Genomic DNA, 26,079 nt, shown 5'->3' with positions numbered 1-26,079 from the left:
CCCTTCGACATACTCCGATTTAAGTATACCGAAAGGGATATGGAATTAGTAAACCGTTTAGTCTTAATTGGTGAAAACTGTTTACTCTTATTTGTGGAAAACTGTTGAGTCTAGTTTAGCAGTTACAAGTGTGAAGAATTAAATCTTTATGCACCATCATATGCAACATTTTGTAAAGCGATTAAACACCGTTCGAAATATGAAGTTGAAAGGGCAAGAAAAGGTAGAAGAGCTTCTTATAAATACGAAGAATTTTATACTGAATTAGAATTTACAACACCTAAACATGGGGAACGAGTTTTTGAATATGCACATATTGATCATACGGAGTTAGATATTGAACTGGATATTGGTAATGGTTCGATCCGACCTTGGCTTTCTTTAATGATCGACGCTTATTCAAGGAGAATTCTTGCATTTTATTTAACTTTTGAAGCCCCCTCCTACCGATCAGCTATGATGGTTATTAGAGAATGTGTAAAGAATTATAATCGATTACCAAATTATATAGTTGTAGATGGAGGAAAAGAATTTAATAGTGTTTATTTTGAATCATTACTTGCTCTTTACGGTGTTCATAAAAAAGAAAGACCACCGGCCAAAGCTAGATTTGGTAACGTAGTCGAAAGATTATTTGGTATAACTAATAAATTGTTTGTCCATAACTTAAAAGGTAATACGCAAATTATGAAGAATGTTAGACAGGTAACTAAATCAGTTAATCCAAAAAATCATGCAGTTTGGACACTGGAAACATTAACTGAGCGACTCGATAACTGGTTTAGCTCTGTATATGATCATATTGAAAATCCGTCACTACATCAAACGCCTAGGGAAGCATTTGAGGAATCCATCGCAATTTCTGGAAGTCGCCTTCATACCTATATACCTTATAATGAAACATTCATTTTAACGACATTACCTTCTCCTAAAGTGAATACAAGGAAAGTTTTTCCGGGTCAAGGCATAAAACTAAATTATTCTTATTATTGGTGTGAACAGTTTCGTGATCCCAAAGTAGAAAGTACAAATATTCAAGTTAAATATGATCCATTCAATATTGCAATAGCTTATGCGCATATTGAGGGTCAATGGATTAAGTGTAAATCGGCACAATATAAATATCTAGATGGTAAGACGGAAAATCAAATCAAACTTATTGCGGAAGGGATTAGACAAAACAATAAAATATATTCTAAGAACAATACAATAACAGATAGAATGATAGCTAGCTATATACTTGAATCGGAGGAAATTGAAAAGGAACTTATTAACGAAAAAGAATTGTCCTCAACAAAAGCAAATTTGAAGGTAGTTGACAAGCGTACTCATCCGATTACAGAAAATGTGGATGATGAGAATTTAAATGATGCAGAGGATATTTATAAAGATGATGATGAGCTTGAGGTTTTTGGGGAGTTGATATAAATGACAAAAAAACAAAGATTATTTGATGAAAATTTATTATCCAAATCTAAAAAGGAACGTGAAGATTACTTTAATGATTTCACAGTAAGTCATCCTAAAATGCAACAAGTTTTAGATGAATTAAAGAATGAGATATATAACGGGTCACAAAATATTATTATGGTAGTTGGGCCATCTGGAGTAGGGAAATCTAGACTCTTTATAGCAACGATGTTATCTGTGTTTAAAGAAATGAAGAAAGAACTTGAAGAAGATAAAAGCATTATTCCGATTTCTGGCATAGAGCTTCCAAATCCAGATCTGGGAAAGTTTAACTGGAAAGATTTTTATTATAGGGCGCTTTCATCATTAAATGAACCTTTAATTGATAATAAGATCGATGTGTACAAATATAAAAATAATCAAAAAAATAGTAGACCAGGAAATGTTGGGACTGCAGCCGAGTTGCGTAGATCTATTGAAAATGCCTTTTATTACAGAAAAACAAAAGCACTCTTAATTGATGAAGCCCAACATTTTTTTAAGATTGACTCCGAAAGTAGAGGGAACAGTGAAAAAAATCAGAGGCAATTTAATTCAATTAAGTCACTTGCTAATATGAGTAATACAAAAATTGTTCTATTTGGAACTTATGATTTAAATGCTGTTTTTAATTTAGATGGACAGTTGTCTAGGCGAGTTAAAGAAATTCACTTTCCAAGATACGATTATGCTAAGGAAGAAGATAGAAAAACGTTTAAATCCCTTTTGTTTACATTTCAAAAGCTATTACCAGTCGAAGTAGAACCAAACTTATATAAACATTCAGAGTATCTATATGAGGGATCTATCGGTTGCGCAGGTATATTAAAGAACTGGTTGCAAAGATGCCTTTCAGATGCAATTAAACATGATGAGAAAACAATAACTTATGATAATTTAAAAAGAAATGCATTGCAGACAAGAAAACTATTAACATTAGGGAAAGAGGCAATTGAAGGAGAATTAGCATTTAAAGATAGCGATAAAGATAAAGAAAAACTTAAAGAACTATTAGGAATAAATAAAAATGAGGAACAAGTAGTGAGAGAAAGAAAGATTAATAAAACTCCAGGTAAAAGAAAACCTGAGAGAGATAGTGTTGGCACAGAATTACCAATGCGACATATTCAATAGAACTGTAAAAATTGAGAGGAATTTCATACTCAATTTTTATTTTTTTGGGGGTATAAAAAATGGAGAGTAGTATTCAAAGTTTACAAAATAACAGGACAGAGCATAATAAATTTCTAACTACAAGAAGTGTCTTATACAATTTGAATCCAATAGGAATTGGTACACCATATGTTTAAAGTTTATCAAGCTATATTGCTAGATTGGCAGAAAAACATAATGTCCAAGAAACAGTGTTGCTTAGGGGAGTTTTTTCACCTGTTATGGAAAATGTAGATATAAAAAATAAGATGTCCAAACGAGGCAATACTTACAGAGAATATCTGATGAATGGCTTTTCTGTATTGAGCCTAGAGCTTATTCAGAATATCGAACTATTAACAGGTAGGGAGGATATTCAATATACAACAATGATTAATTGGAGTGGTATATTTAATAAGAATGTAGTTTATCATAAAAGAAGATGGTGTCCTTTATGTTTGGAAAGTTTTCAAAAAGATTTAGGGATTGTATATGAGCCACTAATTTGGAGCATTTCGGACATTAAAATATGCGATATACATCAGATAACATTAAAGGAATATTGTCCTTCCTGTGGAGAGAAGTTGGCTTATATTCATAGCAATTTAGTGGTTGGATATTGTCAGCATTGCTTTCAGTGGCTGGGAGAAAGTGGTTCTTATGATAACAAAATATCTTTAAAGGGTCAAAACTTCATTTTGGAAAATTATAAAGAGTTATTAGAAGTTGCACCAGCATTATATTCGTTTCCAAATAGAGATTATATAGGTGATTTTTTAAATAAACTAAGAGAGCAATTAGAATTTGATAGTATTCGGCAATTTTCAATTTTCTTAGGAGTAAATTACTCAGGATTGTACTATTGGCTAAATAAGGAAAGAAGCCCTGATCCAGAAAAATTATTGCATTTAGCACAGAAACTAGGATGCACAATTTATGAAATAATTTCAAATGAAGATTTATATTTGAAAGTGGAAGTCGATGATTTTGTTAGAGAAAGACAGGTTAGTAGAAAGAGTGTAAAAGAAATTGAGAATTATTTAAGGGAGGCTGCTTATACAAATTCAGTTCCTAAAAGTTTAAAGAAAGTATGTAAGGAAGGAGGATTTAGTAGAACGGTAGCTCAACAAAATTATCCATATTTAACCCAATTAATTATGGATAATTCAGCCTTATATAGGAAAAATTCCTTTACACAAAGAAAAAAGGATATTGAAAATACTTTAAAAGAAATTCTAGACCAAGAAATCCCTAAGAGTTTAAAGAAAAATTTAGACGACTATGGGATTTCTGTCAGAACGGCACAAAAATATAATCCTAAGTTATGCCAAATGATTATTAAAAGGTACAAACTGTATATAGCAGAAGAAAAGATTAAAAGAATCAAAGGTTATGAAGATGAAATAAAAGGAATTATTCTAGATTTGCATCGTAAAGATATCTATCCAAGTATATATAAGATTAAAAAAGTAATTTCTAAACCTAATATTTTTTTAGAAAGTCATTTTGAATCATATAGAAAACAAATATTAAAATCTTTGGGATATAAATTATAATGTAATGTTTCTTGGAAGTAACATCTAATCTTAGTTGAGGTTATTAAAGCAAGTTATATTGTTATTTTGCTCTCTGGTGATGAAGAAGTGAATTGATGAACAGTAAAATCAACTTTATAAAATGACGGAATTAGAAAAACCATAAAACTTCCTAAAGTATAAACATTAACCATAAAGTTTCCTAAAGTATAAAATAACTAGGGTTTATTCTCAATTTTCTTTTAGATATGTTTTTATAAAATAAGATAAATCCTTAAAAAGGTGTCAAATCCTTGTGGCTCTTAGTTTGGAAGCTTTATGGTTTATTTTATGAAGTCATATGTTTTACGTCACATGTTTAAAATAAGTTGTCTGATTCTATAGACTAAAAAAGTCTTGTTTAAATAATAATTTTTTTTTAAGAAGTTCGTGATTGTATTTGCTATTTCTCGGTGTCACGGAATCATATTTACTAAGAATCAAGTATGCTCTATTTTTCTTTTGTTCTACTCTTAGAAATGGATATGTCTCTTTTAGTATTAAATAGACGTCTGTCTTTTTTTGAAGTATAGCGTATATGAATTTTTATGTTTGTCCGGTTTGTAATTTTTCTTATTATTAATTGCACCTCCATCAATCACTTTTTGTAGATAAACTAGGAGCTCTTTATCAGTAGAGGATACGGAAATACAGGGTTTTCGATTTTCATTGTTATGTAATCTTGTAAGAGTTATACTACCTTCACTATCGATTATTCCCGCTAGATAAGCAGCTTCCCATTTCTCCATTTAATTAACCCCTTGATAAATGTGATAGAAACCTATGTTCTCTTTAATGTAACTAAAATAATGATTATTGTAAAGGATTTATATTTATGTTAGCTTTGAATATGGGCACGATATAGTCTGTCTAATGTCAAAAATATTTGCTTTAGATTATCGTACGAATCCATTTAAACGAGCCATTTACGAAAGAATGTTTATGGCTCTTTTATTAAGGGCATTATGAACAATAAGCAGGGAAAATATCTGTAGTTAAAAAAAGTGGGACAAGTGCTCTGACCCCTTGTCCTTAGCTTGCGAAGAGGATGAAATGTTTATATGAGCGGGAAACAAAGACAATTTTCGAGTGTGTTTACTTATGCTTCGATTGTAATCGGGATATTAGTACTGTTGGGTGCTGTATTCTCTGAGCAATTTGGTAATACCTCCGGTGCTATCGGTGCGTGGATTTCGGACACTTTTGGCTGGTATTATATGACTGTATTTACATTGATCTTATTCTTTTGTATATTTTTAGGTATAAGCCCGATTGGTAAACTTAAGCTCGGTCGGCCACAGGATAAACCTGAATTTCATACGGTATCATGGATTACCATGCTGTTTAGCGCAGGGATGGGGATTGGACTCGTTTTTTACGGATCATCTGAGCCATTATCCCATTTTCTCTCCCCACCTACAGCAGACCCTGAAACAACAGAAGCGTTAGCTGAGGCAATGAGGTCGACTGTTCTGCATTATGGATTCCACCCTTGGGCGATTTATGGCATTGTTGCACTTGCCTTAGCTTATTCACAATTCAGAAAAGGCGAGGTTGGTTTAATATCGAAAACATTGCGGCCTATTTTAGGGGATCGGGTAGATGGTCCAATCGGGACGGTTGTTGATGTATTGTCCGTATTTGCAACGGTTATTGGTGTAGCTGTTTCCCTAGGAATAGGGGCGATGCAAATCAATGGGGGATTGAACTATCTTTTCGGGATACCGTACAATCAGCTAGTCCAAGGCATCATCATTGCAATCGTTACTGTATTGTTCATTTATAGTGCATGGAGCGGATTAAGTAAAGGGATCCAATACTTAAGTAATTTAAACATGGTTCTGGCTGGTCTCTTGTTCCTTGCTGTCTTAATACTCGGGCCGACGTTATTTATACTAAATATGATGACCAGTACGACTGGCGCTTATCTGGACTCATTGTTGTTCAATAGTTTGGATGTCGCCCCGTTAAACGAGCAAAAACGGGAATGGATGCACTCATGGACCATCTATTACTGGGGCTGGTGGTTGAGCTGGAGTCCATTTGTAGGTTTATTCATTGCAAGGATTTCCCGCGGCAGATCAATCCGGGAATTTATCTTTGCAGTGCTGCTCGTCCCGACTTTGGTAAGTATCTTTTGGTTCAGTGGGTTCGGCCTAACGGGTATGGAGGTAGCGCAAAGTGCTCCGCAAATCTTTAACATGCCACCGGAAACCCAGCTGTTTGGTATTTTAAATGAATTGCCTTTCAGCCTTATATTATCAATTCTTACGGTTATACTTGTTGCATCGTTCTTTATAACTTCTGCTGACTCTGCAATATTTGTTATAAGTGTGCAGACAGCCTTTGGCAGGTTAAATCCTACAGGGATGATAAAAGTTATATGGGGACTTGCGTTGTCGGCAATCTCCTTTATCCTGTTATTAGCAGGTGGAGAAACGGGATTGAATGCATTACAATCTGCAGCAATCATCTCTGCATTGCCATTTAGTGTCGTCGTTATATTGATGGCGATCTCCCTATATAAAGATGCGAATAAAGAGAGGAAGTACCTTGGGTTAAGTATTACCCCTGACAAAAAACGAATGAGGGAATATATGAACAGAGTAAAAGATGAAAAAAATAAGTAAAAAGTAAGACACGGGGATTAAAAGCAAAGTCCCTGTGTCTTTTTTACTTGAATGCTAATTGAGTTTTAGCGGCAATTTACAAATTAAATCAATTTCACTGTAGCGCGAAGCCGAGGAGAAACCGTCCCTTTTTTTGCAAGATATTGTTTTAGCACGGCGATTGTATGGATATTTAGGTTGCGACGATTCGTCCCATATCAAGTCATGCCATCGAAACCAGTTTAACCGGTATTCTGCTAATCGTCATTTCAGCAATTTCATGGATTGCTTTTTTCACTGCAGAACGAAAAGCGCAGGATCCAATGGTCAATCTAAGCTTTTTCAAAAATTCTCAGTTTACGATAGGGATTGTCAGTCTATCTGGAATTGTTAGAAGCCTCATTGCAACGATGCGGAACTTTGGACAAGTTACAGGTACCGCAGTCGGTATCCTATTATTCCAAATTGGAGCGAGTCGTTTTGGCGGTAATTATGATTCCGCAATGAATGTTGCCTTAACGTTCAGTGTAGTAATCGGGATTGTTACAATAATTTTATTAATGCTGTGATTTAAAAAGAATGCTCAGCAAGATAAACGCATAAACTAGGGATCAAACAGTGAAGCAAAAAAAATGTAAGTTCAACGGTTGACATTTTACCCGAGGGGGTATAACATAGGTTATGTACTGATTTTCCTCTAGTGGGAAATGAATGAAGGATACCTTATAAATGTCGTCATAAAGAACGACTATTTTAATTCCAATAATTATACCCGTGCAGGTATAATAGGTGTCTAATATTTTTTTAAAATAAATAATACCAAGGGGGGTAATGATGTGATTAAAGCAAATCATCATCTAGATGCAAGAGGGCTTGCTTGTCCAATGCCGGTTGTAAAAACTAAAAACGCAATTAAAGATCTGGAAGAAGGACTAGTTTTAGAAGTTCAAGCAACGGACAAAGGATCAAAAGCAGATTTAACTGCTTGGGCAAGTTCAGTTGGGCATCAATATTTAGGAACAGTGGAAGAAGCTGATGTACTTTATCATTACATCCGCAAAGGTTCGAATGAGCCAAAAGTGGAAAAAGCATTCGGACAGAATATTTCACTTGAGGAATTAGAATCTCGTGACGGGTTGATTTTAGATGTGCGTGAAGCAGCGGAATATGCCTTTGGTCATATAGAAGGTGCTAAATCTATCCCGATGGGAGAACTAGAATCCCGTATGCAAGAATTGGATAAAGATGAAGAAATTTATGTGATTTGCCGTACCGGAAACCGCTCTGACTTAGCGGCACAGCTTTTAGCTGATAATGGTTTTACAAACGTGTATAACGTTCTTTCGGGTATGAATGAGTGGAACGGGAAAATAACAAAAGATTTTTAGGAGGAATATATAATGTCAGAAAAAGTAGCTATTATTGCAGCAAACGGTGGATTGTTTGATGCATACAAAGTATTCAATATCGCAACAGCAGCAGCAGCTTCAGAAAAAGAGGTACAAATCTTTTTCACTTTTGAAGGATTAAACTTAATTCACAAGCAAGGAATGCATCAGTTAGAAATGCCAGCTGGCAAGGAGCATTTTGCTGAAGGATTTAAAAAAGCAAACACTCCGACAATCCCAGAACTAGTGGAAATGGCTCAGGAGTTAGGGGTTAAATTTATTGCTTGTCAAATGACAATGGACGTAATGGGACTTACAAAAGAAGATTTCGTAGATGGAATCGAAGTTGGTGGAGCTGTAACATTCATCGAATTCGCTAAAGAAGCTGCACCAACATTAACGTTCTAATTGGATGAATAAATTTCACGCAGTGGGGATTGCCCCACTGCAAAAAAATAAATGTAAATATACCTAGGGGGGTAACTGTAAAGGTGACAGTACAAAAATGGTCAGCAGCAAAAGTTGCTAGAAAAGTTATTGATAATGAAGAGCTTTTTATTTTGGATGTACGCAATGAAGATGCGTTCCAAGATTGGAAAATTGAGGGACATAAATTCGATTATTTAAATGTTCCATACTTTGAACTATTAGATGGTGTGGAAGAGATTCTCCCACAACTTCCAACTGACAAAGAAGTCCTCGTTGTTTGTGCGAAGGAAGGATCTTCGGTCATGGTTGCCGAAATGTTAGCGGAAGCGGGCCGTGAAGCAGCCTATCTTAAAGGTGGAATGAAATCTTGGAGCAGTTATTTAGAGCCAGTAAAAGTTGCTGATTTAAATAACGGCGGTGAACTATATCAGTTTGTCCGTCTTGGTAAAGGTTGCTTATCCTATATGGTAATCTCTGAAGGAGAAGCAGCAATTATCGATGCAGTTCGTTTTACGGATGTATTCATCGACTTTGCCAAAGAAAAAGGTGTAGAAATCAAGCATGTGTTTGATACACACTTGCACGCGGACCATATCTCAGGTGGCCGTCATATTGCAGCTGCTACAGGGGCAACTTATTATCTGCCACCAGAAGACGCTACAGAAGTAGTATTTGAATACACAGCTCTTACAGATGATCTAAATGTGAAAATCGGGGCATCCCAAATTGATGTAACTGCACTATACTCACCAGGTCACACGATCGGTTCCACATCATTTGTGATTGATGATAAATTCTTATTAACAGGTGATATCTTATTCATTGACTCTATTGGCCGTCCAGACTTAGCAGGAGTCGCGGAAGACTGGGTAGGTGACTTGCGCGAAACATTATATTCCCGTTACCGTAAGTTAGCAGAAGACCTAGTAGTCTTACCTGCACACTTCATGATTATCGATGAATTAAATGAAGATGGTACCGTAGCAAGACGCTTAGGAGATCTATTTAAAGAAAACCATGGTTTAAATATTAAAGACGAAGAAGAATTCCGTCGCACTGTAACAGATAACTTGCCACCACATCCGAATTCACACGAACGGATTCGTCAAGTGAATATGGGGAAAGTCGCCCCCGACCATGATGAACAAACTGAAATGGAGATTGGTCCAAACCGTTGTGCGGTCAGATAAGCATCACGGAGATATTAGCTCGAAACTAAATAATAAAGGAGAAAGATAAAATGAACATTACAAAAACATTAGATGCGAAAGGTCTTGCATGTCCAATGCCTGTTGTGCGGACGAAAAAAGCGATAGATACGATTAATTCCGGTGAAATACTTGAAGTACTTGTAACAGATAAAGGTGCGCTAAGCGATATTACAGCTTGGGCAAAATCTGGAGGGCATACTTTATTAGAACAGAAAACAGAAGATGATATTCTCTATTTCTATATCCAAAAAGTATAAAGAAAATCAAATAGCGAGTAGAACCCCTACTCGCTTTTCTAGTTTTCTAAAAAATACTAATTGAAAATGTCGTGGTTAACTAGAATTTTTATCAATAGCCACGTCCGGCTCCAGCGCCCAGCAACTATCAAACTTCACACTCCTCTAATCGATAAAGAAGACTTGCCGATTGGCTTCAGCCAGAGGCTTAGTCGCACTTATACCCTTGTGGTGAAAGTCAACATCGACTCACTATCGCCGCCTGAGTTTCCTTTATCTCCCTTCCGGTAAAAGGAGGTTCGATTAAGTTCGCCCCTTCCTGGAGCAACATCGAACTACCTCCCATCCTGGGAGGCACAGTTTGTACGTTGCTAAACGGGCGCTTACGCCTTTGATCTTTTAGAAAGAAGGTTAATTGATGGATTTAACATTTATCATCGTTGTATTCGCGATTGGATTTATTGGGTCATTTTTATCCGGCATGTTAGGTGTCGGCGGTTCCATCATTAAATATCCGATGCTATTATATATACCGCCATTATTTGGTTTAGTTGCTCTTACCGCGCATGAGGTTTCGGGGATAAGTGCTGTACAAGTACTGTTCGCATCAATCGCAGGGGTATGGGCATACCGTAAAGGAGGTTACCTGAACAAGCAGCTCATTATCTATATGGGGGGAGCCATCTTAATCGGTAGTCTCATCGGTAGTTATGGTTCTGTCTTTTTATCAGGGCAAGCAGTAAATATCGTCTACGGTGTTTTGGCAGTCATTGCTGCTGTGATGATGTTTATACCGAAAAAGCAAGTAGACGATATGCCGCTTGATGAGGTGACTTTCAATAAACCACTGGCAGCAATATGGGCTTTAATAGTTGGAGTAGCTTCGGGCATCGTTGGTGCTGCAGGTGGATTCTTGCTCGTACCTATATTGCTGACCGTGTTACACATTCCGACACGAATGACAATAGCAACAAGTTTAGCTGTCACCTTCATATCTTCTATAGGAGGAAGTGCAGGTAAACTCGTTACCGGTCAAGTAGATTATTGGCCAGCATTAATTATGATTGTCGCAAGTCTGCTCGCCGCTCCACTCGGAGCAAAAGCCGGTAAAAAAATGAATACGCGAATTTTACAAGTTATATTAGCGGTTATGATCGCCGGGACTGCTATAAAGATTTGGTTTGATATTTTAATCTAAATAATGAATTTCATTCTACGTATTTAATGCTTCACTATCACCGTATGTAGTTGAATTGGTTCGTTTCCAACTACACTACATATAGTGATGGAAAAGCCGACTTTGGTAATTATGAAATTCATTCAATAAACAGAAAAAAGGACTTAGGTTTTAAAATAGAATAGGTAATTTTCTGTGCTGAAATAGGGAGTGATAATAAATGGAATATGACAAAGCAGTTGTGAATCGGCTAAAACGTATTGAAGGACAGGTTAAAGGCGTTTTAAACATGATCGAAGAAAACAAAGACTGTAAAGATGTCATTACTCAGTTATCTGCTTCACGAAGCGCAGTAGACCGTACAATTGGTTTAATTGCAAGTATGAATTTAGAACAATGTGTACGAGAAAATATAGCAAATGGTGAAGGCACAGAACGAGTAGTGAAAGAAGCTGTAGATTTACTGGTAAAGAGCAGATAAGTTCAGTAACTATGAACAAAGAAGAATTGGTGAGCTTTTATTATTCAATAATAAACATGGCCGTATGGGCCACGTGTTAAAAAGTGTAGGAGGAAATTTTAAATGAAAGAAATTACAGCAAAAGAATTAGAAACAAAGCGAATAGCAGAAGAAAAGTTAAATATTATCGATGTTCGGGAAGATGAAGAAGTAGCAATGGGCATTATCCCAGGAGCAAAACATATTCCACTCGGCCAAATTCCAGAGCGTCTAGATGAATTGAATAAAAATGAACATTACTATATGGTATGCAGGTCCGGCGGCAGAAGCGGGAGCGCATGTGATTTCCTTATCCAAAACGGCTACAATGTAACAAATATGGCAGGCGGCATGCTTGATTGGAAAGGAGAAACAGAATAATAAAATGAGTATGATTCAATGGGTTCTAATAATTATCATTGTTTTGTTTATCGTCAATCGTTTCATGCCGGTAAAAGGTATTATGAATATAAGTGTTCAGGAAGCTAAGAATAAATTCAAGGATAACAATGTGCAATTTATTGATGTTCGTACACCTGGTGAATATAAAGCGAATCACCGAAAACCATTTAAAAATATTCCGCTTTCTAATCTAGCTAGTAAAGCAGGGTCGCTAGATAAGGAAAAAGAGGTAGTCGTCATCTGTCAAAGCGGAATGAGAAGTGCAAAAGCCGCAAAAATCCTTAAGAAACAAGGTTTTCAAAAAATATCCAATGTTAAGGGCGGAATGGGTGCCTGGGTATAAGAAAGGAAGAGTATTGTGGCGAAACAAGTAACTCCTGAAGAGGTAGCTAGACGCCTTCAGTACGGTGAAGAAATATTCGTTATTGATGTGCGTCAGGGGAGTGAAGTAGCAACTGGTAAAATTCCTGGCGCGAAGCATATTCCGTTAGGTCACCTTGCTTTACGTACAAATGAGTTAGATAAGGATAAAACCTATATCGTTACATGTCAATCCGGCAATCGCAGTAAAGCAGCTTGCGGAATTTTAGAGGCATTAGGCTATAAGACCTTGGACATGATAGGCGGTATGAATAACTGGCGCGGTGAAAAGGAGTAAAATATCAGTTGCATAAACTGAAGTTATAACAAGGAGATGGTTAGCGTGTTTCATTATACTGTAGAAACGGTAAAATCAATCGAAGAAGCTATCCAAACACTTGAAGCCAATTTGCAGGATGAAAAGTTTGGTGTACAGTGGCAGTTTAATGTGAAAGAAACATTAGAAAATAAAGGTTATAACTTAGAAAAACCATTTACAGTCTTAGAGGTGTGCAATCCTAAAGAAGCGCAAAATATTTTATCAGCAAATCAACTCGTTGGATATTTTCTACCTTGCAAGATCGTTGTTTACGAAGATAATCAAGGAATGACGAAAATAGGTATGCCAAAGCCAAGCGCTTTAATCCAAATGGTTGAGGATGACACTTTAAAGGAAATTGCCGCTGATATTGAGAATAGATTAATCGCTTGTATGGATAAGAGCAAGTAGTGAAAGTAAAGAGAAGAAAATGGACAAAAAAATTAACCAAATGGAGGTTTTAAAATGGAAAATAATATTACAGTATATACAACAACGCAGTGTCCCTATTGCAAAATGGTGAAGGATTTCTTAAATGAAAAAGATATTCCATTCAAGGAAGTAAACGTTGAGAACGATCCCGCTATGATGCAAAAGGTTGTGGAACAAACGGGACAAATGGGGGTTCCTCAAACAGAAATCAATGGTAAATGGATTCTTGGCTTTGATCCAGAGAGAATCCTTGAAACGATTAAACAATAAAATATAAAATGAAATTGGAAGGGTGAGTAAGTAAACTGGTACCCATGTCAAGGACACTTTAAAAAGAGAGTTATGCAACTAAGAGATGATCTCTATATTGAATAGGGGTCTTCTTTTTTAATAACGGTAATTGTTATAGTAAACCATGTAATGATTAATTTTAGATTTTAGTTCCTTTAAGCTTCTGGATGATTGATAGACAACCTGTTCCGATTGCCAGGAAGCAAAGAAATATTTATCTTCTAACAACATGCATTATGCTAATAAAGATGTTAGCGAAGATATTAGCTTAGAAGAAGATTTAAAGGGAATATCTGGCACCCGAATCGTTCCGATGCTTGCTTTTTATAAGAAAGGATTATTTGGTAAAAGAAAGCTAGTCAAATGTTTTATTGGGTTTGAAAATAACAAGGATGAAATTATGAATATGTTGAAAAAGATTGGGTAATCCTAAGTTTATTTTTTTAAAATAGATATTCATACCCTACTGGGGCAATGTATAAAAGGAAAAGTCATAGGCGCATGAATCATTAATGCGCCTATACTCTTAATGATGGACATGTCCACCTTTTTTCGGATTTGTAATCGTAAATCCTGGGTGATCACCGACATAGAAGTATTGAATGAAAACACCGTCAAGCAAATCTTCACGGGTATCCAGTAAAATATCAATATCTTTGTCGGTCTTCACGATTTCATCATGTTCTTTTGGTGTATCAAGGCTGATGCCATAATGGGCATGATTGCCGTGCATCTCTGTAATGTATACACGAATCATTTTACCTTCAGCATCGTCTTGCGCAAGAATTTTATGTAATTCTTTCGCTGCATTCCGATTAATTTTGCATCTCATAGAAAAATCTCCAATCATTAAAATGGTATGGTTTATTATCTCATAAAATTTGATTGGGTGTCATTATTTTAGCATTAGCATGGCATAATAAAAATATAAATACTTCAAGTATTTTTGGTATAAAGTTAATTAATTCTATATTAGAATTAAAAGTACGATGAAAGGAAGAGGTAGTTGTCTAACGATTTAAAGGAGAATATATATGAATAAGTTTCAATCGCATCGTGGTTTTGCACGAGCATTCAGTGAAAATAAATTAACAATAGGATTAATACTTCCTTTAGAATCTTATACGGGAAGCTTACCTGAAATGGATTTAGCCGGTCAGATGGAGCTCGTGAAAATGGTGGAGAATCTAGGTTTTGCTGCATTATTTGTGCGAGATTCTCCATTATATGATCCGGATTTTGGTGATGTCGGTGGTCTCTATGAGCCTCATGTTTACTTATCTTATATTGCTGCACATACGAAAGACATCGCGCTTGGAACGGCGAGTACGGTTACAGCATTAAGACATCCGCTTCACGTTGCAAAATTAGCCGCTTCCCTAGATGAATTATCACATCAACGATTCTTATTTGGCATCGCTACTGGAGACTGTCCTATTGAATTTCCAGCATTTAAAGTAGAGCGTGAGGAACGAGCGGCTTTATTTAGAGAATCCGTCACGGTGATGAAGTAATTATGGAGGGAAACATTCCCGAAAATCCAAACGGAAAGAGTAAATTTAACGAAAGGTGATGTTGTACCGAAACCTCCCTCCAGAAAATTCCAGGTGAATATGCGGGAACTCGGAAGATAATACAATTCCTGTTCGTGTCTTGCTGCTAAGCGGAAGAGCAGTGCTGCAATCGCAGTTGCAATATAGTAATGCAGGAATAGCTTTTTATAGTGTGAGAATTGTTCTTTCATTGCTTTTCTCCTCTTTTTTCTGTTTTGTTTTCTTAAGTGAATGAATTTCATAATTACCAAAGTCGGCTTTGCCATCACCATATGTAGTTGGGAACGAACCAACTCAACTACATATGGTGATGGTGAAGCATTAAATACGTATTATGAAATTCATTAAAGTATATATTGCATTATTTATGTAGTGGATCTCATTCCCTAGTGTAGCAGAGTTTATTCCAATTACTAATAGCAGGTTGTATGTTTATATTTCACAATATAAGATAAAGAGAAGTTATTGGAATAGGGGCATTTAGGACAGAATTTTGCTGGAAGAAGAGAGGGAACCAGAGTATTACTTATGGGTAAAAGGTATACTGAATGAAATACTATTCAAAGTTTGTCCTCGCAATTATGACTTGGTAGTGGTAATGGTGCTCTATGGGACACAATCAGTCTCTGAATCTGTGAAATTGCCTCATAGAAAGGTTCTAATAGACAAGATTGGCTCTTAGTTATGAAAACTGTCTGATAGAAGGGTTCTAATAGACAAGGTTGGCTCTTAGTCAAGAAACCTTGTCTCATAGAAAGGTTCTATCAGACAAAAGCGAATCTAAATATCTAATAAGTGAATGCCATCCATATAGCAAGGAAATTATTTTTTTCTAATCTGAATAAGCTCAATTTCAGGTGCATTTGGAATTTCATTCATGCTTAAATTTAAATCTTGCTCCGGAATGTTGTAATCCATCTGGTTAACTAAAAAATCCAGACTTGTCTTCATAATCTCCAATGTCACCCATTCACCTGCACAGCGATGACCGAGATAATGATCGCCACCACCCTGAGGGATGAAGGAGAAAGGACTGCCGCTCCAATCTCTAAATCGTTCGGGATTGAATGTGTCGGGATTATCCCAGCTTTTCGGATGATGGTTCGTGCCGTAGAGATCCAATAATGTTAACGTACCTTCTTTAAATGTAAAATCTCGCCAAATGAAATCATCTTTTACAACCGCTACGAGGAACGGGAAGAAAGGATAGACTCTCCTGACTTCTTGAATAAACATTTTGGTATATTCGTCATCAGCAGTTTTGATTTTTTTCAACTCGTCCGGATGTTTGTGCAAAGCTAGGACAAGAAAATTAATATAGACGGCATTTGCAACAATTGGGCGGATAATATTAAGCACTTCGACTGCCACTATTTCAGGTTCTAGATAGTTTCCGTCGAGATCTTGATGCCAAGAAAAATTGTATAAAGCGCTAGGTTCAGGTGGATCGATCTTACCGTTACGCACATCTTCCACTAATCCTTTTATCCGTCTTTCCAATTTATTTCGGTTCATTCTCCCAGCCCAATGTGGGGGACCGACACTTGCAGCTGATTCAAACAACGTCGCGACTTCATCTGTCAATTTATCCATATCTTCTTCAACAAGTACTCCAGCCCAGAGACAGGACGCGCGTGTTAATACCTCTCGGATTTCTTTATAGAAGATTATCTCGTCCTTCCGCTCCCATTTATTTAGCGCAAGACGTAATTGCTGTTTAAACAGCTGATTGAAGTGTTGCAGGTTTTCGCGGGACATGATTGACATAAACATGGCTTTCCGATGTTTGTGTGCTTCTCCATCAAGCCCTTGCACACCGCCCTTACCGAACAATGTTTCTTTGATCCGGTTTGGAGCAGCTCCTTCTCGTTGAAATTTATTCTCATCATAGAAAATTTCCGCTGCTTCCTCGCCTGTTAAACAGATAGTCCGCTGACCAAGCAGACGGGTTTCAAACACATCAGAATTAAAACGTTCCTGCTGATTCATGATATACATGTATCCGTCTTTCAGTATCTTAAAGGTGTTATCCATTCCTGTGTCGCGAGGCATTTCATGAGTCATATAAACCACTCCTAAATATGAAAAAAATAAACATTAGTCCTATTATTGATACTATCCATTCAGGCTTCCGGCTAAACTTAATCTCTGTAATTTCTAAAAATATAGGTGAATAAATGACCCATATCCATATTGTGAAAGGACGAAGGTTTATCAGGTAACGGAGGGAAATAAAAAAGCGGACCAGAAGTCTGGTTCGCTTTTTACATGGTTAGGGTAGAGATGTACAGAACTGGGACAATTGCTCTGACCCCGTGTCCCGTTTATGCTTTTGCGAGGAGGAGTTTTTCGATGGCGTGGGCTACTCCGTCTTCGTTGTTTGTTAAGGTTTGGTAATCGGCTACTTCTTTTAATTCTGGGATGGCGTTTTCCATTGCGACCCCGCATCCGGCATATTCAATCATGGATCTGTCATTGCCGTTATCCCCGATTGCCATGATTTCCTCTTGCTTAATGCCGAGCCTTTCAGCCAATCGTTTTACAGCATTTCCTTTTGTTGCTTTTAGATGGGTGAATTCTGCGAAATGCGGTGCGCTTTTTACCATTGCATACGTATCCGCGAGTTCTTTTGGTAACTGTTTAAGAGCCTCACTCAGTTTCACTGGTTCATCGATAAACATGATATTTGGTATCGATTGCTCTTTCGGAAATTCATCAACCGGGCAGTAATTTAACGAGATATCATTCAGAAAGGATTCGAGTACCGTGTATTTGCTGATTGCTTTATTAGGGGTATAAAGTTCTTCATGATCGAAATAGTGCATTGGTACGTTCAACTCAACACTTAAATCATGAAGTTCTACAAGATGCTTATATTCCAGAGAGAATTCGGAAACAACTTCTCCGGTGTTTGTATTTTCGATATAAGCACCGTTATATGCAATCGCATAATCATCCGCTTCATTCAAATTTAAATCGGCAATATACTGACGCATCCCGACAATTGGTCTGCCGGAACATAGCACAATTTTTGCTCCATGTTCTTTTGCCTTCATTAAGGTATCTTTTGTTTCTTTAGAAACCTGGTGATGATCGTTTAATAACGTACCATCCATATCAATTGCAATTAGTTTATACATCTATACGCTCCATTCTTTTTGTACTGCTTTCATTATACGATAAATCCGGCTGAATATCATTTCTTGCACTTGCTTATATTAAGTGAGGATAGGCGAAAATTTACCTGAATTTAATAATAATTAAATCGCAATGTGACTATAATTGAATCAACGGATGTAAATAAACATATTTTAGAAACAAGAGGAGGTTACCGTTTTGGAAAATTTTCACTTGTACAACTTTACCTTTGAGAACTTAAGCAGGAAAAATATGTCATTTCAAGAAGTGTTTCGGTATATTAAAAGTTTCATGGAGAAGGATCGATATGGCAATTATAAATTGATGTTTGGAACAGATTCCCAGGTCCATCCAACTTATACGCGTTTTATTACAGGGATTGTCATACAGTGTGAAACGAAAGGAGCATGGGCTTGTATTCGAAAAGTGATTGTTCCAAGAAGAATGGATCATCTTCATGAACGGATTTCTTATGAGACAACATTGACGGAAGAAATTGTCGGGATGTTTACAGAGGAACGGAAGGATGAGCTAATTGAGCTTATTTTGCCGAACATTTATCGAGGTGCTTCATTAACGATTGAAGGGCATATTGATATTGGCTCAGGTAATAAAAATAAGACAAGAATCTTTGTAAATGAAATGCTTGCACGTATGGAAGCACTTGGAATTGAAGCAAAGATTAAACCGGAGGCATTTGTGGCAAGTTCTTACGCGAATCGGTATACAAAATAAGTTTTAGAAAAAACAAAATATATTAAGAGCTTTAAAGCTTTGTACATAAGGCTTTGTTGACGAAGAACAGATTCTTCAATAAACTATTTTCAATCTTTTTTAAAAAAGGTGTTGCATTATAATTTAAAATCGAATAGACTGTATTATAACAAAAGGTTAATAAATAAAATTGTTATATAAAAGGAGGGGCGAAAATGAATAGACATGAACAAGTATCGTGTCCAGAATGCGGGCAGGAAGTTGATTCAAGAAGCTATACGATGGAATGTGATTATTGTTTGTCAAAAAAGGAAGATTAAATTTTTTTAGCTATATTGTTGTATAACAATATAATTATTTAAAACTATATTATAACAGTTTATTGGGAGAGTGAATTCATGCTTACGAATCAAAGTTCTGTTTCTGTACAAATTGAACACGACCACTCCTTTCCAGAAATCCTAACACCTCAAGCCTTAGCGTTTTTAGGGAAACTGCATGAGCACTTCGATGAACGGCGAAGGAACTTACTCGAAATCAGACAACAAATTCAAGAAAAACTGAATGAAGGAAGACAACTGCAGTTCTTGAAAGAAACGAAGCATATCCGTGAAGGTGACTGGACAGTCGGACGTTTGCCGAAAGATTTACAAGATCGCCGGGTTGAAATTACAGGTCCGGTTGATAGGAAGATGATCATCAATGCACTCAACTCAGGAGCAAAGGCATTCATGGCAGATTTTGAAGATGCAACATCTCCAACTTGGGATAACATGATGAACGGGCAAATAAACTTAAAAGATGCTATACGCAGGTCGATTGATTTTGAAGCAGCAAATGGCAAGCGGTATGAACTGGATGAAGAAACTGCTGTCTTAATCGTCAGACCGCGGGGATGGCATTTAGAAGAAAAGCATTTACAGTGCAACGGAAAATTAATGTCTGCCAGTTTAGTAGATTTTGGACTGTATTTGTATCACAATGCAGCAGAACTGATAGCAAGAGGAACAGGTCCGTACTTTTATTTACCGAAAGTCGAGAATCACCTGGAAGCGCGGCTTTGGAATGAGGTTTTTGTTTTTGCGCAAAATGAACTTGGTATTCCACAAGGTACGATTAAGGCAACGGTCCTGATTGAGACAATTACAGCTGCATTTGAAATGGATGAGATTTTATACGAATTACGCGAGCATGCTGCAGGACTAAACTGTGGCCGTTGGGATTACATTTTTAGCTATATTAAAAAGTTTCATCAAGATCAAGACCGGATTCTTCCGGACCGGGCGACTGTAACAATGGAAGTTCCATTCATGCGTTCGTATTCCCAGCTTGCCATCAAAACTTGTCATAAACGAAATGCGATGGCGATCGGTGGCATGGCTGCCCATATCCCGGTGAGAAATAATGAAGCGAAAAATAAAATTGCTTTTGACAAGGTGCGTAAGGATAAAGAGCGGGAAGCACGTGACGGGCATGATGGAACATGGGTTGCTCATCCGGGAATGGTTGAACTTGTAAGAGAAGTCTTCGATGAGATTATGCCGACTCCGAACCAGTTGCACCGTAAGCGGGAAGATGTTGAAGTAACAGCAGAAGATCTTGTCCAGTTGCCTGATGGAGAGATTACGGAAGAAGGGCTTCGGACGAATGTCAATGTTGGAATTCAGTATACGGCTGCATGGCTATCGGGAAGAGGTGCTGTACCAATTAATCATTTAATGGAAGACGCAGCAACCGCAGAAATATCGAGAGCTCAAATTTGGCAATGGATTCGGTATCCAAAAGGGGTACTTTCCGATGGTAAAAAGGTGACATTTGAGTTGGTTGACGAGATTCTTCAGGAAGAACTGGAGAAGATTAAGAAACAGGTAGGGGAAACGGTTTACGAACAAGGGCATTTTACAGAAGCTGCAGAGATTTTTGATTCGTTAGTGAAAGAAGATAAATTTGCAGAATTCTTAACACTACCAGCATACAAACAATTAACGAGGGGGAATCAATAATGTACCAAGAGCGGGCAGAGCAATTACAAAGGGAATGGGAAAATAAGGAACGGTGGTTAGGGATTAGAAGGGAATATTCAGCCGAGGATGTCATCAGGTTGAGAGGTTCCATCGATATGGAGCATACCTTGGCGACTCGTGGGGCAGAAAAATTATGGAACTTAATCAACGAGGAAGATTATATTAATGCATTAGGCGCATTAACTGGAAACCAAGCGGTGCAGCAAGTAAAAGCAGGTCTGAAGGCAATATATTTAAGTGGTTGGCAAGTAGCAGCAGATGCGAACCTGTCAGGTGAAATGTATCCGGATCAGAGCTTGTACCCAGCAAATAGTGTGCCGCATGTTGTGAAGCGAATTAACCAGGCATTACAGCGTGCCGACCAAATCCATTACTCGGAAGGGGACTCTGAGATAGATTGGTTTGCCCCGATTGTGGCGGATGCTGAGGCCGGATTCGGCGGGCAGTTAAACGTGTTTGAGTTGATGAAAGGAATGATTGAGTCAGGTGCTTCAGGAGTGCACTTTGAGGATCAATTATCTTCCGAGAAAAAGTGTGGACACTTGGGCGGGAAAGTGTTACTTCCTACACAAACGGCAGTTAAAAACTTGATTGCTGCCCGATTTGCTGCAGATGTTATGGGAACACCAACGCTCATTATTGCTCGTACCGATGCGAATGCCGCTGATATGATTACGAGTGATGTTGATCCAACAGACGCACCATTTATTACAGGTGAAAGGACATCGGAAGGATTTTTCCGGACAAAAGCGGGACTGGATCAAGCAATTGCACGGGGCTTGGCTTACGCACCTTATGCAGACCTAATCTGGTGTGAAACGTCAGAGCCGGATATGGAAGAAGCACGTCGTTTCGCTGAAGCAATCCATGAACAATATCCGGATAAACTGCTAGCTTATAATTGTTCACCGTCATTTAACTGGAAACGGAAATTGTCAGATGAGGAAATTGCCAATTTCCAGCGGGAACTTGGGAAGATGGGTTATAAGTTCCAGTTTGTGACACTAGCAGGTTTCCATGCATTGAATCACAGCATGTTTGAACTGGCAAGAAAATACAAAGATGAAGGTATGGCGGCTTATTCTGAATTGCAGCAAGCGGAGTTCGCAAGCGAGGTAAATGGATACAGCGCAACAAGACACCAGCGTGAAGTCGGAACAGGATACTTTGATGAAGTAGCACAAGTCATTTCAAGAGGAGATTCTTCAACAACCGCACTTGCAGGATCAACAGAAGCAGAACAATTTACAAGTTGATTGGAGAGCGGGACAGCAGGGTCAGAGGAACCGTCCCAGTGGGACATTTCCTCTGACCCTGCTGTTCCGACTTCATTTACCTTCCTGTTACAGCTTGACGTAACCGGGTTTTTAGGTTATAATATATTTAATTAAACATATTTGAATTTGTTGAAATAGATGATTAATTAAATAATATATGGGGGTAAATGAATGGTCACACTTTACGTCACACCTAGCTGTACTTCCTGTAGAAAAGCAAGAAAATGGTTTCAGGAGAATAATATTCCTTTTATTGAAAGAAATATTATGTCTGACCCGGTAACAAGGGATGAAATCAAAGAAATTTTACGCTTGACGGATAATGGTACGGAGGAAATTATTTCTACCCGTTCAAAAGCTTTCCAACAATTAAAACCTGATTTGGAAAAATTAACATTACAGGATTTATTGACATTAATTGAAGAAAATCCAGGAATCTTAAAACGCCCAATCATGTTTGATGATAAACGTCTCCAGGTCGGATATAACGGGGACGAAATCCGTAGTTTCTTACCACGTTCGGTAAGAGAATTCAACTTGCAGGAAATGCAAAAGATGATTAACTAAACATATTCAATTTAAATGAAGTGCTATTTCTCGAACAACCGAGGGATAGCACTTTTTTGATTTGTTTTATACAATCAATCTGAAAGAATTTTTAATACATGCAACTTTTCATCATCTGCCTGCATCTTAGTAATAAGGGGGAGGGAGCAAGTTGAACCTAGTCGACAGGTTAAAAAGAAAAGAGGAAGCTGCTTTACTCGAAATCATGAATCAATATGGGGACTATTTGCTCCGAATGGCTTATCTATTAATCAACGATTATCAGCGTGCAGAGGAGGCAGTGCAGGATGCCTTTATTTCTGCATTTGAAAAAATAAATCAGCTGGAAAAGGAAGAGTATCTGAAGAGCTGGCTGACAACAATAACGATTAATCGTTGCCGCCAGCAAATGCGCAAATGGAGTTTTAAGCATATTTTCCCAGATATAAAAACAGTCGAATACATCAAACAAGCGGATATGGCGGATAGTCCGGAAACGGATATATTGGCAATTGAGCAGAACAAGAATCTGACGGCTGCCATTCATTCATTGGATTATAAATATAGGGAAGTTATCACATTATTTTATTTTAACGAATTGAAGCTTGCAGAAATTACTGCCTTGACCAATATAAAGGAAAATACCATCAAGTCACGATTGAAGCGAGCAAAAAAATTGTTAAGGAACTATTTACTAGAGGAGGAGGATGCACATAATGGAGGAAAAAAATCAGATGAAGAATCGATTAGATGAGGAACTTGAAAATATTCGGTTTACAAAACAAGCAGATGTGTTGAAAAAAGTTTACCGGCCAACGTGGAAAGATAAGCTTCTTCTACTATGGAATAAAGAGATCAGCATCCCAATTCTTCCGGTGAGTTCAGCCATCGTCATCCTTTTGTTCGGGTATGGATTTTTCACCATTTCCGAGTTCAATAACCAGGAAGAATACCCGCATGAAACGATTGAAATCGGCGGTAGTACGTATTGGAAGGCAGAAATAGAGAGAAGGCTTGCGAATGAGGAATAACATAACGTTAAAAGTAAAACATTTGATTATGATTATTACAGGTGTTTTTATCCTTCTTCCCCTCGCCAGTATTTATCTGATGCCGCAACTCGAACTCGGACTAGTAAAGTATAAACATACGAATGGAAGTGGGCTTGGAAAAGATAAAATTCTCGAACTATTGGAAGACAAGATTCTGCCGAGTCAAAAATATCATCTGATTGAAGAGCATTTCTTAACTGGGGAATGGATGGATGACTATGCAATCTATGTCGGACCCTCCATGACGACAAGCGTGGCTGCGGATCGCGATTGGCCGCTCATCAGCTGGGAAGAAAAGCAACCATATATTGAGGACTATCTAGAAAATGGGCCTCTTAACGGGTATTTGGAAACAGCAGTGATCGAACTTGCTTATGAAGCAGTACGGGAAGAAGATGACGCTAGACTTCAAGAAATCTATCATCGCGCAGTCGAACGTTTGGAAAAGTCGGAGCACTCCTATATAATCCCCGAGCTAAAGTTTTCGTTTATAAAACTCCACCTGCAAGCTGGGAATCTAGCTGAAGCGAAAACTCTATTAGAGCATTTTGAAGTTCCGGATCACGCGTATGCCAAGGCGCAAAAGGAGCAATATGAAGCACTCCTTTTATTGGGGAATGGGCAGTTGGAAGAAGCTTTAGAAACGGTTCAACAAGGTTTGGAAGAATATATAGCTGCATGGGAAAGAGAAGGACAGGAGGATCCGGTAGAACAGACCGGTGTTTATGAAGAGATGAAGAAATTGGAAAACCACTTGCTAAGTGGGATTCCTGCACATGGTGTGGCAGAGGTTCGGAAGGTTTCAGGAAATATGAGCAGACAGGACGGGACCCCGATTAAGGAAGCTGGTGTATTTCTTAGGGATGCAGCCGATGTTAATAGCTCAATTCGTCCCGATGAATGGTATCAGACAACGACAGATGCTGCTGGAAATTATGAATTCGCGGGAGTCATACCGGGAGATTATCAAGTGTTTGCCGGTTTCCAAGTGGAGCAGATTGATGGCTATTTTTGGCCGGTTGAGATGAATGACTGGGTGCGAATTGATGGTACAGAAAATGTCCAATACGATATCACGCTTGCCCCGCTGCTGGAAGTGAACGCTCCTGCAAACGAAGCAATATTGGAAGAGGAAACGATTGATTTTAGCTGGGAAGCGGTTGAAGGGGCGGCTTATTACATGCTTGATTTTCATATAGAAGAAAGTGAAGTTTCTTATGGAATGAGCTGGGATAGAAAAGTGGAAGGAAACCAACTTTCATTACCTGTAGAGAGTCTTTATAATATCTATTTAAACGTTCTTTTGGATATCGCGGAAACGAAAAATGATTATTTCAACCCGGCAACGATGCTGGGCTTTGAAAATCCAGAGGGACATTATTCCTGGAATGTGAAAGCTTTTGATAAAAATGGAAATCTAATCACACAGAGTAATGGCTACCGGTTAGCGGAAGAAACAATCGGAAATCTGCCGACCATGTATTTAAAACAACGTGAGCTAACAGCGGAAGATGAATTGCTGCTTGCGGGTGAATTGGAACAGGCACTTGACGGTTACCGAAACGTTTTAACATCCAACCCAGAGGACTTGCATAGTCTTCGGATGGTTGCGCGGTTGATCGGGATTGAAGCGGACGGGAGCTTCAGTACCACGCAGAAACTACAGCAACCTTATTATGAACAACTAGCAGGGCTTACGGCAGATCCAATTTATATCGACCAGATATTACGTTTCTATTACGAGGAAAGCGATTGGGAGCAATTTGAGAAATGGTATCAGAAGTATAAGCGGTCTTTAAAAGAAACGATCGACCCGCATACAAAAAGTATCCATGCTAATGCCCTTTTATTTCAAGGGGAATACGAGGCAGCTGCGGATCTCCACATGGAAGCACTACAGGAAGGAAGCGGCCACCATAATATCGGAAATCTTTTGGCACTGGAAATTTATCTTGGTACTGATTTAGATGAAGTATACGATTTAGCGAGGCAATATCCTTATATGGAATATACGACTGGTAATGTCGGTGTAGTGGATTGGAGTGTTCTAATTTCTGATATAAAAAAAGCGGTGAATGAGCATACTCGGGTTATCGATATTTTGCATGAAGGTCTGAGATTCTTTTTTAAAGAGCAGGGAGCAAAGCTTGAGGAATGGAAGGAACAAACAGAACAAGCTCCTCTTACTAAATTTATCCATGCTTTAGAAGAAGTGAATTAAATAAAGCGTGAGGCAGTTATCCCGCC

At 37.8% G+C, this 26,079-nt stretch carries 27 protein-coding genes and 2 pseudogenes; 25 read left to right on the top strand and 4 right to left on the bottom strand.

Features of this window, described 5'->3' with window-relative positions:
• The first annotated feature begins 180 nt into the window (after positions 1-180).
• From L3V42_RS10140 to L3V42_RS10130, 3 genes and pseudogenes are all read left to right on the top strand, one after another.
• A complete protein-coding gene (locus L3V42_RS10140) occupies positions 181-1,428 on the top strand; it encodes an integrase catalytic domain-containing protein (protein ID WP_369412882.1) in 1,248 nt (415 codons plus the stop codon).
• On the top strand, positions 1,429-2,583 hold the full coding sequence (locus L3V42_RS10135; RefSeq protein ID WP_235761428.1) for a TniB family NTP-binding protein: 1,155 nt from the start codon (positions 1,429-1,431) through the stop codon (positions 2,581-2,583).
• Positions 2,584-2,771: 188 nt separating this feature from the next.
• Positions 2,772-4,157: pseudogene (locus tag L3V42_RS10130) on the top strand (TniQ family protein); the annotation flags it as partial.
• Between the two features lie 518 nt (positions 4,158-4,675).
• On the opposite strand, the gene L3V42_RS10125 reads toward L3V42_RS10130, so the two are convergent.
• The gene (locus tag L3V42_RS10125) at positions 4,676-4,924 is read right to left on the bottom strand and encodes an LAGLIDADG family homing endonuclease (protein WP_238471920.1); all 249 of its coding nucleotides are present in this window, start codon (positions 4,922-4,924) and stop codon (positions 4,676-4,678) included.
• A gap of 312 nt (positions 4,925-5,236) precedes the next feature.
• Between L3V42_RS10125 and L3V42_RS10120 the strand changes: the two genes are divergently transcribed.
• The 14 genes from L3V42_RS10120 (at position 5,237) to L3V42_RS10055 (ending at position 13,955) form a co-directional block, all read left to right on the top strand.
• Positions 5,237-6,805: a BCCT family transporter gene (locus tag L3V42_RS10120; protein WP_238471919.1), complete on the top strand. Its 1,569-nt coding sequence runs from the start codon at positions 5,237-5,239 to the stop codon at positions 6,803-6,805.
• A 302-nt stretch (positions 6,806-7,107) separates the two neighbouring features.
• Positions 7,108-7,353 (top strand): hypothetical protein, encoded by a 246-nt coding sequence (locus L3V42_RS10115; RefSeq protein ID WP_235762309.1) that lies wholly within the window; start codon positions 7,108-7,110, stop codon positions 7,351-7,353.
• 267 nt (positions 7,354-7,620) lie between these two features.
• The gene (locus L3V42_RS10110) at positions 7,621-8,172 is read left to right on the top strand and encodes a sulfurtransferase TusA family protein (RefSeq protein ID WP_238471918.1); all 552 of its coding nucleotides are present in this window, start codon (positions 7,621-7,623) and stop codon (positions 8,170-8,172) included.
• Positions 8,173-8,184: 12 nt separating this feature from the next.
• On the top strand, positions 8,185-8,580 hold the full coding sequence (locus L3V42_RS10105) for a DsrE/DsrF/DrsH-like family protein (RefSeq protein WP_235762311.1): 396 nt from the start codon (positions 8,185-8,187) through the stop codon (positions 8,578-8,580).
• A gap of 83 nt (positions 8,581-8,663) precedes the next feature.
• Positions 8,664-9,791 (top strand): MBL fold metallo-hydrolase, encoded by a 1,128-nt coding sequence (locus L3V42_RS10100; protein WP_238471917.1) that lies wholly within the window; start codon positions 8,664-8,666, stop codon positions 9,789-9,791.
• A 50-nt stretch (positions 9,792-9,841) separates the two neighbouring features.
• On the top strand, positions 9,842-10,069 hold the full coding sequence (locus L3V42_RS10095) for a sulfurtransferase TusA family protein (protein WP_235762313.1): 228 nt from the start codon (positions 9,842-9,844) through the stop codon (positions 10,067-10,069).
• Between the two features lie 397 nt (positions 10,070-10,466).
• Positions 10,467-11,246: a sulfite exporter TauE/SafE family protein gene (locus L3V42_RS10090; RefSeq protein ID WP_238471916.1), complete on the top strand. Its 780-nt coding sequence runs from the start codon at positions 10,467-10,469 to the stop codon at positions 11,244-11,246.
• 199 nt (positions 11,247-11,445) lie between these two features.
• Entirely contained in the window at positions 11,446-11,706 is a 261-nt protein-coding gene (locus L3V42_RS10085) for a metal-sensitive transcriptional regulator (RefSeq protein ID WP_238471915.1), read from the top strand.
• A 102-nt stretch (positions 11,707-11,808) separates the two neighbouring features.
• Complete coding sequence (locus L3V42_RS10080) at positions 11,809-12,105, top strand: rhodanese-like domain-containing protein (RefSeq protein ID WP_238471914.1); 297 nt, start codon at positions 11,809-11,811, stop codon at positions 12,103-12,105.
• A 4-nt stretch (positions 12,106-12,109) separates the two neighbouring features.
• The gene (locus L3V42_RS10075; protein ID WP_238471913.1) at positions 12,110-12,469 is read left to right on the top strand and encodes a rhodanese-like domain-containing protein; all 360 of its coding nucleotides are present in this window, start codon (positions 12,110-12,112) and stop codon (positions 12,467-12,469) included.
• Between the two features lie 15 nt (positions 12,470-12,484).
• Positions 12,485-12,784: a rhodanese-like domain-containing protein gene (locus tag L3V42_RS10070; protein ID WP_238471912.1), complete on the top strand. Its 300-nt coding sequence runs from the start codon at positions 12,485-12,487 to the stop codon at positions 12,782-12,784.
• A 45-nt stretch (positions 12,785-12,829) separates the two neighbouring features.
• Entirely contained in the window at positions 12,830-13,216 is a 387-nt protein-coding gene (locus tag L3V42_RS10065; RefSeq protein WP_238471911.1) for a DUF302 domain-containing protein, read from the top strand.
• Positions 13,217-13,270: 54 nt separating this feature from the next.
• The gene (locus tag L3V42_RS10060; protein WP_238471910.1) at positions 13,271-13,507 is read left to right on the top strand and encodes a glutaredoxin family protein; all 237 of its coding nucleotides are present in this window, start codon (positions 13,271-13,273) and stop codon (positions 13,505-13,507) included.
• A gap of 250 nt (positions 13,508-13,757) precedes the next feature.
• On the top strand, positions 13,758-13,955 hold the full coding sequence (locus tag L3V42_RS10055) for a hypothetical protein (RefSeq protein ID WP_238471909.1): 198 nt from the start codon (positions 13,758-13,760) through the stop codon (positions 13,953-13,955).
• A gap of 99 nt (positions 13,956-14,054) precedes the next feature.
• On the opposite strand, the gene L3V42_RS10050 is transcribed toward L3V42_RS10055, so the two are convergent.
• Positions 14,055-14,360, bottom strand: a complete 306-nt coding sequence (locus L3V42_RS10050; protein ID WP_238471908.1) for an iron-sulfur cluster assembly accessory protein — start codon at positions 14,358-14,360, stop codon at positions 14,055-14,057.
• 202 nt (positions 14,361-14,562) lie between these two features.
• Between L3V42_RS10050 and L3V42_RS10045 the strand changes: the two are divergent.
• Positions 14,563-15,117: pseudogene (locus L3V42_RS10045) on the top strand (LLM class flavin-dependent oxidoreductase); the annotation flags it as partial.
• 786 nt (positions 15,118-15,903) lie between these two features.
• Here L3V42_RS10045 and cypC read toward each other — a convergent pair.
• Both cypC and yidA read right to left on the bottom strand, forming a co-directional pair.
• Positions 15,904-17,145, bottom strand: a complete 1,242-nt coding sequence (cypC, locus tag L3V42_RS10040; protein ID WP_235762324.1) for a CYP152 family fatty-acid peroxygenase CypC — start codon at positions 17,143-17,145, stop codon at positions 15,904-15,906.
• 260 nt (positions 17,146-17,405) lie between these two features.
• Positions 17,406-18,221, bottom strand: a complete 816-nt coding sequence (gene yidA, locus L3V42_RS10035) for a sugar-phosphatase (RefSeq protein ID WP_235762325.1) — start codon at positions 18,219-18,221, stop codon at positions 17,406-17,408.
• Between the two features lie 196 nt (positions 18,222-18,417).
• On the opposite strand from yidA, the gene L3V42_RS10030 reads away from it, so the two are divergent.
• From L3V42_RS10030 to L3V42_RS10000, 7 genes are all read left to right on the top strand, one after another.
• Positions 18,418-18,954 carry a ribonuclease H-like YkuK family protein gene (locus tag L3V42_RS10030; RefSeq protein ID WP_235762326.1) on the top strand — a complete coding sequence of 179 codons (537 nt, stop codon included), beginning with the start codon at positions 18,418-18,420 and terminating at the stop codon, positions 18,952-18,954.
• A gap of 377 nt (positions 18,955-19,331) precedes the next feature.
• Complete coding sequence (gene aceB / locus L3V42_RS10025) at positions 19,332-20,936, top strand: malate synthase A (protein WP_238471907.1); 1,605 nt, start codon at positions 19,332-19,334, stop codon at positions 20,934-20,936.
• Positions 20,936-22,213 carry an isocitrate lyase gene (gene aceA, locus L3V42_RS10020; protein WP_238471906.1) on the top strand — a complete coding sequence of 426 codons (1,278 nt, stop codon included), beginning with the start codon at positions 20,936-20,938 and terminating at the stop codon, positions 22,211-22,213. Before aceB ends, aceA begins: the two co-directional genes overlap by 1 nt.
• Before the next feature lie 192 nt (positions 22,214-22,405).
• Complete coding sequence (gene spxA / locus L3V42_RS10015) at positions 22,406-22,801, top strand: transcriptional regulator SpxA (RefSeq protein ID WP_235762329.1); 396 nt, start codon at positions 22,406-22,408, stop codon at positions 22,799-22,801.
• A gap of 151 nt (positions 22,802-22,952) precedes the next feature.
• Positions 22,953-23,534, top strand: a complete 582-nt coding sequence (locus L3V42_RS10010; RefSeq protein ID WP_238471905.1) for an RNA polymerase sigma factor — start codon at positions 22,953-22,955, stop codon at positions 23,532-23,534.
• Positions 23,497-23,811: a hypothetical protein gene (locus L3V42_RS10005; protein ID WP_235762331.1), complete on the top strand. Its 315-nt coding sequence runs from the start codon at positions 23,497-23,499 to the stop codon at positions 23,809-23,811. The genes L3V42_RS10010 and L3V42_RS10005 overlap by 38 nt, the downstream gene beginning before the upstream one ends.
• Positions 23,801-26,053 (top strand): carboxypeptidase-like regulatory domain-containing protein, encoded by a 2,253-nt coding sequence (locus tag L3V42_RS10000; RefSeq protein WP_238471904.1) that lies wholly within the window; start codon positions 23,801-23,803, stop codon positions 26,051-26,053. The genes L3V42_RS10005 and L3V42_RS10000 overlap by 11 nt, the downstream gene beginning before the upstream one ends.
• Positions 26,054-26,079 lie beyond the last annotated feature (26 nt).

Origin of the sequence: Oceanobacillus alkalisoli, from assembly GCF_022213125.1 — a bacterium.
GTDB lineage: Bacteria > Bacillota > Bacilli > Bacillales > Amphibacillaceae > Oceanobacillus > Oceanobacillus alkalisoli.
Note: the sequence above shows the minus strand (reverse complement) of the source record. Positions and strands in the feature narration are given on the sequence as shown.